The organism is Oceanicella sp., from assembly GCF_056449545.1.
In genome coordinates this window covers 28,077-42,543 of sequence record NZ_JBWOMN010000150.1, presented here as the reverse complement: position 1 = coordinate 42,543, position 14,467 = coordinate 28,077, and the positions used below count along the sequence as shown (strand labels likewise).

Annotated in this window: 14 protein-coding genes; 1 reads left to right on the top strand and 13 read right to left on the bottom strand. The window is 70.3% G+C overall.

Translation table 11 applies throughout. The features are described 5' to 3' along the window. Positions 1-18 precede the first annotated feature (18 nt). The 4 genes from mmsB to AC1HC7_RS19180 form a co-directional block, all read right to left on the bottom strand. Complete coding sequence (gene mmsB / locus AC1HC7_RS19195) at positions 19-894, bottom strand: 3-hydroxyisobutyrate dehydrogenase (RefSeq protein WP_479497352.1); 876 nt, start codon at positions 892-894, stop codon at positions 19-21. 52 nt (positions 895-946) lie between these two features. Then, positions 947-2,002 carry an enoyl-CoA hydratase/isomerase family protein gene (locus AC1HC7_RS19190; RefSeq protein ID WP_479497351.1) on the bottom strand — a complete coding sequence of 352 codons (1,056 nt, stop codon included), beginning with the start codon at positions 2,000-2,002 and terminating at the stop codon, positions 947-949. Further along, complete coding sequence (locus tag AC1HC7_RS19185) at positions 2,002-3,147, bottom strand: acyl-CoA dehydrogenase family protein (protein WP_479497350.1); 1,146 nt, start codon at positions 3,145-3,147, stop codon at positions 2,002-2,004. The genes AC1HC7_RS19190 and AC1HC7_RS19185 overlap by 1 nt, the downstream gene beginning before the upstream one ends. A 146-nt stretch (positions 3,148-3,293) precedes the next feature. After that, positions 3,294-4,796, bottom strand: a complete 1,503-nt coding sequence (locus AC1HC7_RS19180; protein ID WP_479497349.1) for a CoA-acylating methylmalonate-semialdehyde dehydrogenase — start codon at positions 4,794-4,796, stop codon at positions 3,294-3,296. Between the two features lie 137 nt (positions 4,797-4,933). Here AC1HC7_RS19180 and AC1HC7_RS19175 point away from each other — a divergent pair, with 137 nt between their 5' ends. Further along, complete coding sequence (locus AC1HC7_RS19175) at positions 4,934-5,812, top strand: LysR family transcriptional regulator (protein WP_479497348.1); 879 nt, start codon at positions 4,934-4,936, stop codon at positions 5,810-5,812. 272 nt (positions 5,813-6,084) lie between these two features. Here the strand turns inward: AC1HC7_RS19175 and AC1HC7_RS19170 are convergent, their stop codons facing one another. The 9 genes from AC1HC7_RS19170 to AC1HC7_RS19130 all read right to left on the bottom strand — a co-directional run bounded on the left by AC1HC7_RS19170 (position 6,085) and on the right by AC1HC7_RS19130 (position 14,424). Beyond that, the gene (locus AC1HC7_RS19170) at positions 6,085-6,693 is read right to left on the bottom strand and encodes a cobalamin biosynthesis protein CobQ (protein WP_479497347.1); all 609 of its coding nucleotides are present in this window, start codon (positions 6,691-6,693) and stop codon (positions 6,085-6,087) included. 190 nt (positions 6,694-6,883) lie between these two features. Further along, a complete protein-coding gene (locus AC1HC7_RS19165; protein WP_479497346.1) occupies positions 6,884-7,858 on the bottom strand; it encodes a glutathione S-transferase family protein in 975 nt (324 codons plus the stop codon). Between the two features lie 122 nt (positions 7,859-7,980). Then, a complete protein-coding gene (locus AC1HC7_RS19160; RefSeq protein ID WP_479497345.1) occupies positions 7,981-8,769 on the bottom strand; it encodes a phosphate/phosphite/phosphonate ABC transporter substrate-binding protein in 789 nt (262 codons plus the stop codon). Then, entirely contained in the window at positions 8,766-9,698 is a 933-nt protein-coding gene (locus AC1HC7_RS19155; protein ID WP_479497344.1) for a fatty acid desaturase, read from the bottom strand. The genes AC1HC7_RS19160 and AC1HC7_RS19155 overlap by 4 nt, the downstream gene beginning before the upstream one ends. A gap of 89 nt (positions 9,699-9,787) precedes the next feature. Continuing rightward, entirely contained in the window at positions 9,788-10,804 is a 1,017-nt protein-coding gene (locus tag AC1HC7_RS19150; RefSeq protein ID WP_479497343.1) for a ligase-associated DNA damage response exonuclease, read from the bottom strand. A gap of 52 nt (positions 10,805-10,856) precedes the next feature. After that, positions 10,857-11,393: a peroxiredoxin-like family protein gene (locus AC1HC7_RS19145; RefSeq protein ID WP_479497342.1), complete on the bottom strand. Its 537-nt coding sequence runs from the start codon at positions 11,391-11,393 to the stop codon at positions 10,857-10,859. A 567-nt stretch (positions 11,394-11,960) separates the two neighbouring features. Beyond that, a complete protein-coding gene (gene folD, locus AC1HC7_RS19140) occupies positions 11,961-12,860 on the bottom strand; it encodes a bifunctional methylenetetrahydrofolate dehydrogenase/methenyltetrahydrofolate cyclohydrolase FolD (protein WP_479497341.1) in 900 nt (299 codons plus the stop codon). A 53-nt stretch (positions 12,861-12,913) separates the two neighbouring features. After that, entirely contained in the window at positions 12,914-13,849 is a 936-nt protein-coding gene (locus tag AC1HC7_RS19135) for a bifunctional 5,10-methylenetetrahydrofolate dehydrogenase/5,10-methenyltetrahydrofolate cyclohydrolase (protein WP_479497370.1), read from the bottom strand. Between the two features lie 53 nt (positions 13,850-13,902). Continuing rightward, a complete protein-coding gene (locus AC1HC7_RS19130; RefSeq protein WP_479497340.1) occupies positions 13,903-14,424 on the bottom strand; it encodes a hypothetical protein in 522 nt (173 codons plus the stop codon). Positions 14,425-14,467 lie beyond the last annotated feature (43 nt).

Below are 14,467 nucleotides of genomic sequence, written 5' to 3'. Positions count from 1 at the left end.
TTCTGGCGGCGGGCGGGCTCAGTCCTCGCGGGCGGCTTTCATCAGACGCGGCAGCATGGCCGAGAAATCCATGCCCGCGCCGCCGTCGCCGACGAAATCCTCGTAGAGCGCGGCGGCGCGGGCGCCCATGGGGGTGGCGGCGCCCACCGCCTCGGCGGCCTGCTGGCTGAGGCGCAGATCCTTGAGCATCAGCTCGGCCGCGAAACCCGGCTTGTAATCGTTGTCGGCGGGGCTTTGCGGACCGACGCCCGGCGCCGGGCAATAGGCGTTGAGCGACCAGCAATACCCCGAGGACGTGGAGGCCACGTCGAACATCGCCTGCCGGTCCAGCCCCAGCCGATCGGCGAGGTTGAAGGCCTCGCAGACCCCGATCATCGACACGCCGAGGATCATGTTGTTGCAGATCTTGGCCGCCTGCCCGGCCCCCGCCTCGCCGCAATGCACCGCCTTCTGGCCCATGACCTCGAACAGCGGTTCGGCGGCGGCGAAGGCGTCCTTCGCGCCCCCGGCCATGAAGGTGAGCGTGCCCGCCGAGGCCCCGCCGACCCCGCCCGACACCGGCGCGTCCACCGACAGCAGCCCGGCCTTCGCGGCCATTTCATGCGCCGCGCGGGCGCTGTCCACGTCCACCGTCGAACAATCTATGAAACAGGCGCCCGGCTTGCCGTGGGGCGTGATCTGCGCGTAGACGGCTTTCAGGATCGCGCCGTTGGGCAGCATGGCGATCACCGCGTCCTTGTCCGCGGCGGCGGCCTCGGCGCTGTCGGCCTTCTCGACCCCGGCGATTTCGAAAGGCGCAAGGTCGAACCCGGTCACCTCGTAGCCCGCGGCGGCGAGATTGGCGGCCATGGGCGCGCCCATGTTGCCAAGTCCGATGAACCCGATTGTTTTCATTCCCGTTCTCCCGATCAAGCCGGCGATGCGTGCGTTCGGCGTTTCGCGGCGTTCAGAGCGCCAGTTCATTGGCCCCCAGCGGCCCGATCATGGCGTCGATCTTGGCCTGGGGCAGGTCTTCGAGTCGGGCCACCGCCCAATCCGGGCTGCGGTCCTTGTCGATCACCGCGGCGCGGATGCCTTCCAGGAACTCGCCCTGTTCCATGCAGCGCCATGAAAAGCGGTATTCGTGGATCAGCGCGGTTTTCAGGTCCGGCAGGTCGCGGGCGGTGCGGATGGTTTCCAGCGCGCAGGCCACCGACAGCGGGCAGTTGCGGCGCATGGCCTTCGCCGCCCTGGCGGCCCAGTCGCCCGCCGGCAGCGCGGCCAGCGCCTGCAGGGCGGCGATGATCTCCAGCGCGGTCTCGCCGTCGAACCCGGCGTCGATGGCGGGGCGGCGCGCCGCCAGTTCGCCCGCGGGCGGCGCGCAGGCGGCGGCGGCGATCGCCTGATCGACCGCGCCCGCGTCGCCGCAATCTTCAAGCGCGGCGATCAGCCCCGGCAGCGCCCCGGCGCTGACGAAGCTGTCGGCGAAGCCGGTCAGGATGGCGTCGGCGGCGCCGATGCGCGCGCCGGTCAGCCCCAGGTATTCGCCCAGCCGCCCCGGCGCGCGCGCCAGCAGCAGCGAACCGCCCACGTCCGGGATCAGCCCGATGCCGCATTCCGGCATCGCCAGCAGGGCGCGTTCGCTGACCACGCGATGCGAGCCATGGGCCGAGATCCCGACCCCGCCGCCCATGACGATGCCGTCCATCAGCGCCACATAGGGTTTTGGATACCCGCCGATCAGCGCGTTCAGCCGGTATTCGTCGGCCCAGAACCGGCGCCCGTAGTCGAAATCCCCGGCGCGTCCCGAAGCATACAGTTTCTGGATGTCGCCCCCGGCGCAGAACGCCTTGTCGCCCGCGGCGTCGATGACCACCAGCGCCACCGCCGGGTCGTCGCGCCAGGCCAGCAGCGCGCGTTCGATGCGCAGCGCCATGTCGTGGGTGAGCGCGTTCAGCGCCTCGGGGCGGTTCAGCGTGATGCGCCCGGCCTTGCCGGCGATGCGGATGTCGAGATCGGGCATCAGCCGCGCTCCGCCAGCAGGGCGCGCGCCGTGATCAGGCGCATGATTTCATTGGTGCCCTCAAGGATCTGATGCACGCGCAGGTCGCGGACGATCTTTTCTATGCCGTAATCCTCCAGATAGCCGTAACCGCCATGCAGTTGCAGCGCCTCGTTGGCGACCTTGAACGCCGTGTCGGTGACGAAACGCTTGGCCATGGCGCAATGCCTGGCGGCGTCGGGCGCGCCGGCGTCAAGCTTCCACGCCGCCTGGCGCAGGAACACGCGGGCGGCCTGCAATTCGATCTCCATGTCGGCGAGCCGGAATTGCAGCGCCTGGAACTGGTCGAGGGTTTTGCCGAAGGCCTTGCGCTCGCCCATATAGGTCAGCGTCGCGTCCAGCGCCGCCTGCGCGCCGCCCAGCGCCGAGGCGGAGATGTTGAGCCGCCCGCCGTCGAGCCCGGCCATGGCGTAGCTGAAGCCGCGCCCCGCCTCGCCGACGAGGTTTTCGCCCGGGACGCGGCAATCGTCCATCTGCACCTGCGCCGTTGGCTGGGCCTTCCAGCCCATCTTGCGTTCGCGCGCGCCGAAGCTGAGCCCCGGCGCGCCGTCCTCGACCAGCAGGCAGGAAATGCCCTTCGCCCCGGGGCCGCCGGTGCGGCACATCACCAGATAGAGATCGGAATAGCCGCCCCCGGAAATGAAGGCTTTCGCGCCGTTCAGCAGCCAGTCGCCGCCGCTGCGCTCGGCCTTCGTCGCCAGCGCCGCCGCGTCCGACCCGGCGCCCGGCTCGGTGAGGCAGTAGGAGGCGACGGTCTCCATGCTGCACAGCCCGGGCAGGTATTTGCGGCGCATGTCGGAGCAGCCATAGGCGTCGATCATCCGCGCGCACATGTTGTGGATCGAGATGAAGGAGGCCACCGAGGGGCAGGCCATGGACAGCGCCTCGAAGATCAGCGTGGCGTCGAGCCGCGACAGGCCCGAGCCGCCCACATCCTCGGCCACATAGACGCCGCCGAGCCCCAGCGCCCCGGCCTCGCGCAGGATTTCGCGGGGGATGGTTCCATCCGCCTCCCAGCGGGCGGCGAAGGGGGCGATGCGTTCGGCGGCGAAATCGCGGGCCATGTCGAAGATGGCCTGCTGTTCCTCGCTAAGGGCGAAATCCATGGGGCGGCTCCCGTTCAGCGCGCAATTGCGGCGCCGCGCGACGGCGGCGCCGCGCCAATGGCGGATCGGGATCCGCCCTGCGCAAGCGTCGACGCCGGCGCATGCAGGTCGCGGGGCGGCGTCGCCGTCGCCCCGCGAAAAACGCGTCAGTCCATCGTCGGGATGGAGAATTCCGCGCCCTGGCGCATGCCCGAGGGCCAGCGCGAGGTCACGGTCTTGGTGCGCGTGTAGAAGCGGAACGCGTCCGGGCCGTGCTGGTTGAGATCGCCGAACACCGATTTCTTCCAGCCGCCGAAGGTGTGGTAGGCCAGCGGCACCGGGATCGGCACGTTGACGCCGACCATGCCCACATTGATGCGGTTGCAGAAATCGCGCGCGGTGTCGCCGTCGCGGGTGAAGATCGCCGTGCCGTTGCCGTATTCGTTGTCCATGGCCAGCTTCAGGGCCTGTTCGTAGCTGTCGGCGCGGACGGTGGTGAGCACCGGGCCGAAGATCTCCTGCTTGTAGATCTCCATGTCCGGGGTGACGTCGTCGAACAGGCAGCCGCCGACGAAAAAGCCGTTCTCGTAGCCCTGCATCTTGAAGTCGCGCCCGTCGACCACCAGTTTCGCGCCTTCCTTCACGCCCTGACCGATCAGCCCGAGAATGCGCTGCTGGGATTCACGGGTGATGACGGGGCCGAAATCGGCGTCGTCGCCGTCGGTGTAGGGGGCGATCTTCAGGGCCTCGACGCGGGGCGTCAGCGCCTCGATCAGCCGGTCGCCGGTCTCCTTGCCCACGGGCACCGCCACCGAGATCGCCATGCAGCGTTCGCCGGCCGCGCCGAAGCTGGCGCCGATCAGCGCGTCCACCACCTGGTCGAGATCCGCGTCGGGCATGACGATCATGTGGTTCTTGGCGCCGCCGAAGCACTGCACCCGCTTGCCCGCCGCCGTGCCGCGCGCATAGACATAGGCCGCGATCGGGGTCGAGCCGACGAAGCCGACGCCGCCGATGTCCTCGTGATCGAGGATCGCGTCGACCGCGCCCTTGTCGCCGTTGACCACCTGCAGGATGCCGTCGGGCAGGCCCGCCTCCTGCATCAGCTCGGCCAGCATCAGCGGCACCGAGGGATCGCGCTCCGACGGCTTCAGGATGAAGGCGTTGCCGCAGACGATCGCCGGGCAGAATTTCCACATCGGGATCATCGCCGGAAAGTTGAACGGGGTGATCCCGGCGGCGACGCCCAGCGGCTGGCGCAGGGAATGCATGTCGATGCCCGGGCCGGCGCCGTCGGTGAACTCGCCCTTCAGCAGATGCGGCGCGCCGATGCAGAATTCGGCGACCTCGAGCCCGCGCACCACGTCGCCGCGCGCGTCGGGCAGGGTCTTGCCGTGCTCGCGCGACAGCGCCTCGGCCAGCTTGTCCATGTCGCGATGCAGCAGGCCGACGAATTTCATCATCACCCGGGCGCGCTTCTGCGGGTTGGTGGCGGCCCAGGCCGGCTGCGCCGCCTTCGCCCCGGCGACGGCGGCGTTCATTTCCTCGACCGTCGCCAGCGGGGTCTGTTTTTCGACTTCGCCGGTGGCGGGGTTGCAGACGTCGGCGAAGCGGCCCGACGTCCCCTTCACATGCTTGCCATTGATCCAGTGGGTGAGTTCGATGGTCATGCATTATCCTCCCGGGATGTCGTGTTGCGGTCCGGCTGGAACCCTGCTGCGGTTTAGCGGCGCCTCACGTGCAACATCAATCAAAATCCCGTGCGGGCAAGACGAATCTTTCTCATTCCATTGTGCAGATATGCACAATGACACTGATGAACTGGGATGACCTTCGTTTTTTTCTGCACGTCGCGCGCAGCGGGCGACTGACCGCGGCGGCGCGGGCGCTGGGCGTGGACCACGCCACCGTGTCGCGCCGGGTGGGCGCGCTGGAAAACGCCTTGCAGGCCAAGCTGTTCGACCGCTCGCCCAAGGGGTACGCGCTGACTGGCGCCGGGCAGCGGCTGCTGCCCACGGCCGAGGCGCTGGAAAGCGCCGCCATGGCCGCGTCCGAGGCGGTGGGCGGGCGGCTGCACGCGCTGTCGGGCGCGGTGCGGGTGGGCATGCCGGAAGGCGCCGCCTCGCATCTGGTCACCGAGGCGGCGGTGGCGCTGTGCGAGTCGCATCCCGAGCTCGACCTGCAGATCGTCGCCCTGCCCCGCAGCTTTTCCCTGAGCCAGCGCGAGGCGGATTTCGCCGTGGTGGTGACGCCGCCGGAAACCGGCCGGCTGCGGATCCGCAAGATCGCCGATTACCACCTGCGGCTCTACGCCACCGAAGGTTACATGACCGGGCGCGCGCCGCGAACGCTGGAGGATCTGCGCGGATTGCGCGGGATCGGCTACGTGCAGGACCTGATCTACGACAAGGGGCTGGACTACATGGCCGAAACCGGGCCGGGGCTGGCGGCGCGCCTGACCTCCACCAGCCTGCTGGTGCAGCTTGAGCTGACGCTGGCGGGCGGCGGGCTGTGCATCCTGCCCGATTTCATCGCGCGGCGGCACGCGTCGCTGCGCCCGGTGCTGCCGGACCTGACCCGCATCACCCGCGCCTATTGGCTGGTGCTGCACGAAAACACCGCCCAGATCGCGCGCATCCGCCGCGCCGCGCTCGCCTTCGCCGACGCGATGCGCGCGCGGCTTTGACTCCATCGCGATCGATCCCGATGCGGCGCAGCCGCGAGGGCCCGGCCCAACGGGAGGCGGCCCCGCAGGGGCGGTCCGACGGGCGGGAGCCGCCCCCGGCGGTTCAGCCAGGCCGTGGACTCGTGATGTGGGGCGCTGGCGTCTGCCGCACAGGCGTGCATTCGGCCTTTGGCCGGGTCCGCGGCGGAGCCCTCCCGCCCGTCGTTCGCCCCCTGAAGGGGGCTCCTCCCGTTGGGCCCGGCCCTCGCGGCTGCGCCGCATCGGGAGGCGCGTCAATGCAGGATCAGCGGGATGATCATGGTCGGCAGGATCTCGGCGATCAGCAGGGCGGCGATCGCCGCGCGCGCGGCGGGGGCGGTGAAGCGCCGCCACAGGATCCAGCTCAGGACCGCGCACATGGCGATCTCGGCCGGCAGCACCAGCCAGGCGTAATGCGCGTTGTCCCAATAGGAGAGCGGGCTCTGATACACCCAATCGGTGAGCGGCCAGAAATGCGCCCGCGCGTCGTTGTTGTGCAGCGGAAAATCGAAGGCGACATGCAGCAGCGACGCCGCCGCCAGCACCGCCAGCCAGCGCGGGCCCAGGCGCAGCGCGACGCCCATGAGCAGCAGATACAGCGGCGCCGAATTATCCACCGAGAACACGCCTTGCCAGAAATCGCTGCGGTAATCCTCCTCGAACACCTGCTGGAAGCTGCGCCCCTCCGCATAGCGCTGCCAGGGCACCATCACGAACAGCGAGATGTCGGGGAGCAGCCCGCCGAACGCCGCCGCCAGGGCGCGGGCGCGAATGCGGCGCGAGGTCTCGTCCGGCGCGCCGGACCGCCGCGCCGGGCGCGCGAAGGCGGCGAGCGCGAAGATCACATGGGCGGGAGTGTTCAAAGCCGCGTCTTTCCTGTCCTGCGCGTCCGGGCGACGGCGCCCAATGCCGAACGAATGGTTAACGCGGCTCGGTTAACGCAGTGTTACCGCGGCATCCGCATTTGCCCCGCCCCGCCCTGCCAGTCCAGTCCAGTCTCGTTTCGTCCCGTCAGCCTCGCCCCGTCAGCCTCGCCCCGCCAGCCTCGTCCCGTCAGCCCCTTTCGTGAGGCGCGTCGTAGTCGATCTGCGGCCCCGCCGGCACGATCCGGTGCGGATTGATGGTATCGTGGCTGAAATGGTAGTGCCGGGTGATGTGATCCAGCCGGCAGGTCGCGGCCACGCCGGGCCGCTGATACAGCGCCCGCGTATAGGCCCACAGGTTCGGATAATCCACCAGCCGGCGGATGTTGCATTTGAAATGCCCCACATAGACCGGATCGAAACGAAACAGCGTGGTGAACAGCCGCCAGTCGGCCTCGGTGAGCCGGTCGCCCATCAGCCAGCGATTGCGCGACAGGCGCTCCTCCAGCCAGTCGAGGGTGTCGAACAGCGGCAGCACCGCCTCCTCATAGGCGCGTTGGGTGGCGGCGAAGCCGGATTTGTAGACGCCGTTGTTGAGCGTGTCGTAGATGCGCTCGTTCACCGCCTCGATCTCGGCGCGCAGGTCCTCGGGCCAGAAATCCGCGTCATTGCCGGTGACGTCGTCGAAGGCCGAGTTGAACATGCGGATGATCTCGGCGCTTTCGTTGCTGACGATCTCGCCGCGCCGCGAATCCCACAGCACCGGCACCGTCACCCGGCATGACAGGTTCGGCGCGCTGGCCTGGTAGATTTCGCGCAAGAACCGCTTGCCCATGAGTCGATCGCCGGTGGCGCCGTCGAAATCGGCGTCAAACGTCCAGCCGTCGTCAAGCATGTCGGGATGCACCGCGTCCACCGCGACATGCGGCGCCAGCCCCTTCAGCGTTCTGAAAATCAGCGTGCGATGCGCCCAGGGGCAGGCGTAGGACACATAAAGCCGGTAGCGCCCGCTTTCGGCCGCGAACCCGCCCTTGCCCGAGGGGCCCGGCGCGCCGTCCGGCGTCACCCAGTTGCGAAACCCCGCGGCGTCGCGCTTGAATCGGCCGCCGGAGCTTTTGGTGTCATACCACGCGGTGCTCCATTCGCCGTCGACCAGTTGACCCATCGTCCCGCTCCAGTTGCCCGGCGCCAGACGCGCCGTCTCTGTCATCTGGCCGAGGGCGCGGGAAAAGTCACCCCGCGCGGCCCGCGCCATGCTGTTGCCCGTTGGGCGACAATGCCCGCGGATCAGCGGGGCGCGGCGCGCGCGGTCGCCGCGATGCGGCGCACCGGGTCATAATCCGCGTCGCTCACGGGGACCGCGTCGACCAGTTTCAGCGCCGCGCGGATCTTGGCCAGCGCCGGATCGGCCAGCGTGGCCGCCAGCGCGGCGCGCAGGGCGGCGCGCTGATCGAAATCATGCCGCGACGAGGTGACGAAAGGCGTGCTCGGCGCCGCGTCGGTCCAGCCGATGACCTCCAGATCGGCGGCCGCGGGTTCAAAGCGCCGCGCCAGATCCCAGCACATGGCGTCGATGGCGGCGAAATCGGCCTTTTGCGCGGCCACCGCCCGGATCGAGGCGCGATGCCCGCCGGACCAGGTCACGGGGCCGATGAAATCCGCGCCCAGATGCGCCACCGGCGCCGCCCAGCCTGACAGGCTGTCCGGCCCGTTCGCCGCGAAACGCGCGCCGCGAAACGCCGCCAGCGGGCCAGCGCCCCGTCGCGCCACCAGCGCCGAGCGGTAGGTCGCGCGGGCCGGCGGCGAACGGCACGTCGCGCCGCCGCCCTCGACTGCGTAGACCGGCGCCGCGACCAGCCGCGCGGCGCGCGCGGCGCCGGTCGCGTAGGGCATGCCGCAGGTCTGGGCGAGCAGCAGGTCCGGGGCGCTCCAGATCTCGGCCTCGGGCGCGGCGCGCTCCAGCGCCGCGGGCGCATCGAACCCGGCCGCGATCAGCCGCGCGCGCAGCGCCGACCACAGCCCGTCGGTCGCCCCGCGCAGCTCCGGCCAGTCATACATGGGCAGCGCGGCGATCATTCCTGGCCCGGCGGGGCGGTTTCGCGCCGCATGAAAGGGTGGGCGACGGGTTCGCGCGGGCGCAGCGCATGGCGCAGAAACACCGGCCCGTAGCCGCGCGAGTGATAGCCGCCGTTGCGCGCCAGCACGCCGTCGCGCTCCGCCCTGAAGCGCGCCGGCAGGCGGAACCAGGCCAGGCCCGGATGTTCGTGATGCACCACATGCAGGTTGTTGTTGAGAAACAGCAGCCGCCAGAACGGCCCGGCCTCGACAATGGCGGTGCGCCGGGCGGCGATCTCGTCGGCGCGGTGCTCGAAATAGGTGCGCACGGAAATCAACCCGGCGCTCGGCAGCGCCACCGCCAGGACATAGACCAGCGGATTGATCCCGGCGACGCCCCAGACCCAGCCCAGCACCAGCGCCGAACCCAGCCCGTGGCGCAGCCAGGCGTCGCGAAGGCGCGCGGCCCCGGGCCCGCCGGCGCGCAGCGCCCGCAAATCCGCCCGCCACAGCCCGAACACGCCCAGCGACGGCCCGATGACGATTCGCCCGATCAGCGTGCGGTTGGCCTCCAGCAGCCAGCGCATGGGGCGCGACAGCGCGTTGGCATCGCGCTCGGCCAGATACCAGCTTTCCGGGTCGTCATAGGGATCGGTGAGGCGGCTGTCGTCGTGATGCTTCAGATGCAGGTCGCGAAACCGCCGATAGGGATAGATCAGCCCCAGCGTCGCGAACACCAGCGCCTCGTTGACCGCGGCGCTGCGGGTGGGGTGGCCGTGCAGGGCCTCGTGCTGCAGCGAGGCGTGAAAGGCCGTGGCCACCGCCGCCAGCGGAATCCAGGCCAGCCCCAGCGCGCCATGGGCGGCGGTTGCGCCAAGCCAGAGAGCATAGCAGCCGCCGAGCGCAAGCCAGGTTGGCCATTCGCCGGCGCGAAACAGGGTGCGGGTCATGGGGTCTCCGAAAAATCAGGGACCCCGACAGGTAACGCGCGAATCGTGGATTCGGCAAGCGGCGTCATCGGGCGCCTGGATCAGATTGCCTAGATCAGACGGGGCGCCCCCGCCGATCGCCGCGGGTTGAGCGGCGCCGCGACGATGCCCCTCGCCCCGGCCCAGTGGCGCAACGGTTCGGCCTCGCCATGGGTGATGCGGATTTCGCCGGCGCCGGTGTCGAGGATGGTGGCTGTCAGCTCCGGCCAGTCGGCGTGGTCCGAGATCGCCAGCGCCAGTTCGGCGCTCGATCGCCGCGCGCCGCTGGCGCTGAACCAGCCCGAGGCGGCGCAGCGCACCGGGCGCGGCAGGCGCGCCACCCAGCCCGGGACCTCTTGCCAGTTCAGCGCGCCGGGCGGCGCGACGAGGATTTCGCCCGCCATGTGATCGCCGGTCCTGCCGATCGGCGTCAGCGGCCCGAGATCGACGCCGCGCCGCGCATAGACCCGGCAGAGCGGGATCAGCGACGCATGCACATGGATCGGGCGGGCCCAGCCCGCCGCGCGCAGCTGCGCGATCATGCGCTGGGCCTTGCCGAAAGCGTAGGCGCCGATCAGGTGGCAGCGTTCGGGATTGCCGGCGATCGAGGCCATGAGCCGCGCCATCTGCCCGGCGACCGGCGGGTGGACATGGCGCGGATTGCCGAAGGTGGCCTCGGTGACGAACAGGTCGCAGGTCACTGGTTCGAACGGCGCGCAGCTGGGGTCCGCGCCGCGCTTGTAGTCGCCCGAGACCACCGCCCGCGCGCCGCCCGCCTCGATGACAACCTGCGCCGAGCCGAGCACATGCCCGGCGGGAACCAGCGTCACCGTCACGCCGCCGATGCGCGTCGGTTCGCCATAGGGCAGCGCCTGGCTGCGCGCGAAGGCGCCGCGCCCGTAACGGGCGGCGGCCAGCGCCAGGGTCGCGGGCGTCGCCAGCGCCGCGCGGTGGCCGGGGCGGCAGTGATCGCCATGGGCGTGGGTGATCACCGCCCGATCCACCACCCGGGACGGGTCGACATGGAACCGGCCCGGCGGGCACCAGAGCCCTTCGGGCCGGCATTGCAGAAGATCGGCGGCGCGCATGGGGCCACGATAGGCCCCTGGCGCGCCGCGGCAAGCGATTCAACGCCCGGCGCTACACCGGTCCGGTGTAGGCGCCGCGCGCCGGATAGTCGGTCTTGATGACGAAATCCAGCGCCCCGAGGATGTCCTTGAAATGCGGGCGCGCGAAAGGCATGGTCTGCACCGAGGCGAAATACAGCGTGCCGTCGGCGCGCACCAGGAACAGGCCCGGCTCGGCGAACAGCGCCGGTTCCTCTAGCCCGGTCGAGGTCTTGCCCCGGCCCGTGGACATCGAAAGCCCCCAGTCCCGCGCCTGCGAGAGCGGCAGGGAATGCGCGAAGCGCAGCGTTTTGGCGCCGGTCTTCGATTTCATCCCGGCGGCGCGTTCGGCGTCATCCGCGCTGATGGCGACCGTGGTCACGCCTCGCGCGTTGAAATCGGCGGTGAGGCGGTCCAGTTCCCTGAGATAGGGCACGCAGATCGGGCAATGCAGGCCGCGATAGAAGGTCAGAAGCGTGAAGCGCTCGCCCGGCTCGGCGGCAAGGTCGAACGCGCCGCCGCCGACCAGCGGCAGGTTCAGGGCGGGGGTCTGGGATCGGGGGGTCAGCATGGGCGAGTCTCCTGTTGCGCGCCTCGGCGGGCGCGGGGAGAAACATAAGCATTCCTTATTAAAATGCAGGCGCCCTGACGCAACCGTGAACGCCGCGTGACGTCGGCGGTCACCACGCGCTGCGCGCGAATGGAGGGAGCCTCGCTTCGCTCGGCTTTCGCTGCGCGGGCGCGGAGCGGCCCGGCAGGCGCCCGCAGACGGCGGGTCGGCGGCGGCGGCGGATGGCGGCGGCGGATGGCGGCGTCGGATGGCGGCCCTGCACCCGAAAAACCACGCGCGGCCCTGCGACCACGCCGCCAATCGCCCCTGGATCGACAACCTTCGTGCAAAACCCCGATGCGGCGAAGCCGCGAGGGCCCGGCCCAACGGGAGGGCGCCCCGCAGGGGCGGCCGACGGGCGGGAGCCGTCCCCGGCGGTTCCGCCAGGCCGAGGCGTAGGCCATGCGCAAGGCGGCGGCCCGGTCCGCGCCGATAGGCGCCAGCACGATTTCGACAGGAAAACGAAACGCTGACGAGGAAAGCCCTCGCGGCTTCGCCGCATCGGGGGCGCCGCGCGGCGCGGCGGCGTCAGACGGTCAGGTCATCGGGTTCGTCCAGGCCGTGGGCGCGGCAGGCGGCGGTCACCGTGTTGGCCAGCAGGCAGGCGATGGTCATGGGGCCGACGCCGCCGGGGACCGGGGTGATCGCGCCCGCCACTTGCGCGGCGCTGGCGAAATCCACGTCGCCGACCAGACGGGTCTTGCCCTCGCCCCTTTCGGGCGCCGGGATGCGGTTGATGCCCACGTCGATCACCGTCGCCCCCGGCTTCACCCAGTCGCCGGTGATCATCTGCGCGCGCCCCACGGCGGCGACCAGGATGTCGGCGCCCCGGCACAGCGCCTCGATGTCGCGGGTGCGGCTGTGGGCGATGGTCACCGTGCAGCTGTCGCGCAGCAGCAGCTGCGCCATGGGCTTGCCGACGATGTTGGAGCGCCCCACCACCACCGCGTTCAGCCCGCTCAGCGACCCGAGCCGGTCGCGCAGCAGCATCAGGCAGCCCAGCGGCGTGCAGGGGACCATGGATTTCTGCCCGGTGGCCAGCAGGCCGACATTGGAGATGTGGAACCCGTCCACGTCCTTGGCCGGGTCGATGGCGTTGATCGCCAGATCCTCGTTCATGTGCGCGGGCAGCGGCAGCTGCACCAGGATCCCGTGCACGGCCGGATCGTTGTTGAGCCGATCGATCAGGGCCATCAGGTCCGCTTCCGGGGCGTCCGCCGCCAGCTTGTGCTCGAACGAGGCCATGCCGACCTCGACCGTCATCTTGCCCTTGGAGCGCACATAGACCTGGCTGGCGGGATCCTCGCCGACCAGCACGACGGCGAGACCGGGGGTGACGCCGCTCGCCTTGATGCGGGCCACGTGCCTGGCCACGCGGGCGCGCACATCCGCCGCGAAGGCCTTGCCGTCGATGATGTCAGCCGTCATTGATCTTCTCTCCCAAAAAGTCCGTTGGTCCTGTCGTGCCGGCGCGCCGCGGCTCACGCCTCCGCCGGGCCGTAGGCCTCGCGGTATCGGTCCAGTTGCAGCCGCGTGGCGGTGACGGCGTTGCGCAGCAGGATCGCCACGGTCACCGGGCCGACGCCGCCGGGCGCCGGGGTGATCCAGCCGGCCACCTCGGCGCAGCTGTCGTAATCCGCGTCGCCGACGGTGCGCGGGCCGTCGGCGGTCTCCACCCGGTTGATGCCGATGTCGATCAGCGCCGCCCCCGGCTTGATCATCTCGCCGGTCACCAGTCCCGGCTTGCCCACCGCCACGAACACCGCATCCGCCGCGCGGCTGTGCATGGCCACGGAGCGGGTCATGTGGTGGCACACCGTCACCGTCGCCCCAAGCCCCATGAGCAGGAACGCGATGGGTTTGCCGACGATCTCGGAATGACCGATCACCGTGACCACCAGCCCCTCGATGTCCAGCGGCAGGGTCTTGAGGATCTCCACCGCCGCCACCGCGGTGCACGGGCCGAGCGCCAGGTCGTTGTAGACGATGTTGCCGATGGAGGCGGGGTGCATGCCCTCCACGTCCTTGAAGGGATGCACAGCCTTTTGCAGCGCCTTCACCGGGATGTGGCGCGGCAGCGGACGCTGGATGATGATGCCGTTGACCCGCGGATCGGCGTTCAGCCCGTGCAGCACGCCGACCAGTTCCTCCAGCGAGGTGGTTTCCGGGTAGTTGCGGGCCTCGAATTCGACGCCCACCGAGTCGGCCCCGCGCTGCTGGTTGCGCACGTAGATCTCCGCCGCCGCGGCGTCGCCGACGCTGATGGACACCAGGCGCGGCTTCCAGCCGGCCTCGGTCAGCGCCTCGGCCTGCATGGCGGTTTCCGCGCGGATCCGCGCGGCGATGCGCTTGCCGTCCACGCGGGCGGCGGTGGCGGGGCGGCAGGCTTGCCTTGCCCCTGCGGGGCGGTTCGCCATTTCAGCGCTGGTCATGGGCGCTCCATCCTTTGCGGGGCCGTCCGGCCCGGTCCCTATTCGAATTTCACCCGATGCGCCCAGGAGACGCCGTCAGTGATGGTCAGGCTCTTGAACCCCAGCAACTGGAGCATGTCGTAGAAAGTGCCGGTCGCGGCCAGCCCCTGATCCTTGAAGAACGGCGCGCCGCGCATCGAGGCCGACAGCTGCGCCATCACCGCGCGGGCGCGAAACAGCGTGCGGAACATCTGGTCGTCGAGCCCGGTCAGGATCAGTCGCTGCGCCCGCGATCCCTTGGCGAAGATCGCGTAGGGGGGCTTTTCCGGCGCGTCCAGCATCGCCTTGGTGATCAGCGTCACGAAGGCGGCGCGGGTGTTGCGGTCGGCCACCGGGCCGGAGATCAGCTTGCGCGTGAACACCTCCTCGGACCCGACCTTGGGGTAATAGTAGCCCTCGCCCCGATCGACGTCGTTCCCGGCGAAGACGGCCGGCGCGGCGACCAGCAGCGCGAGCGCCGCGGCGAAGGCGCCGGCAAGCGGCATGGGCGAGAATCCGGCGGCGAAGAACTGGCGAGTCATGATCGTGTCTCCCGGTTGCATGGTCGCCGACTATGTAGAGCCC

Coding starts and splice junctions, on each gene's coding strand:
- AC1HC7_RS19155 (WP_479497344.1), bottom strand. CDS start 9,698: ATGACCCGCACCCTGTTTCGCGCCGGCGAATGGCCAACCTGGCTTGCG.
- mmsB (WP_479497352.1), bottom strand. CDS start 894: ATGAAAACAATCGGGTTCATCGGACTTGGCAACATGGGCGCGCCCATG.
- AC1HC7_RS19135 (WP_479497370.1), bottom strand. CDS start 13,849: ATGGCGAACCGCCCCGCAGGGGCAAGGCAAGCCTGCCGCCCCGCCACC.
- AC1HC7_RS19150 (WP_479497343.1), bottom strand. CDS start 10,804: ATGCGCGCCGCCGATCTTCTGCAATGCCGGCCCGAAGGGCTCTGGTGC.
- AC1HC7_RS19180 (WP_479497349.1), bottom strand. CDS start 4,796: ATGACCATCGAACTCACCCACTGGATCAATGGCAAGCATGTGAAGGGG.
- AC1HC7_RS19145 (WP_479497342.1), bottom strand. CDS start 11,393: ATGCTGACCCCCCGATCCCAGACCCCCGCCCTGAACCTGCCGCTGGTC.
- AC1HC7_RS19190 (WP_479497351.1), bottom strand. CDS start 2,002: ATGCCCGATCTCGACATCCGCATCGCCGGCAAGGCCGGGCGCATCACG.
- AC1HC7_RS19165 (WP_479497346.1), bottom strand. CDS start 7,858: ATGGGTCAACTGGTCGACGGCGAATGGAGCACCGCGTGGTATGACACC.
- AC1HC7_RS19175 (WP_479497348.1), top strand. CDS start 4,934: ATGACACTGATGAACTGGGATGACCTTCGTTTTTTTCTGCACGTCGCG.
- AC1HC7_RS19185 (WP_479497350.1), bottom strand. CDS start 3,147: ATGGATTTCGCCCTTAGCGAGGAACAGCAGGCCATCTTCGACATGGCC.
- AC1HC7_RS19160 (WP_479497345.1), bottom strand. CDS start 8,769: ATGATCGCCGCGCTGCCCATGTATGACTGGCCGGAGCTGCGCGGGGCG.
- folD (WP_479497341.1), bottom strand. CDS start 12,860: ATGACGGCTGACATCATCGACGGCAAGGCCTTCGCGGCGGATGTGCGC.
- AC1HC7_RS19130 (WP_479497340.1), bottom strand. CDS start 14,424: ATGACTCGCCAGTTCTTCGCCGCCGGATTCTCGCCCATGCCGCTTGCC.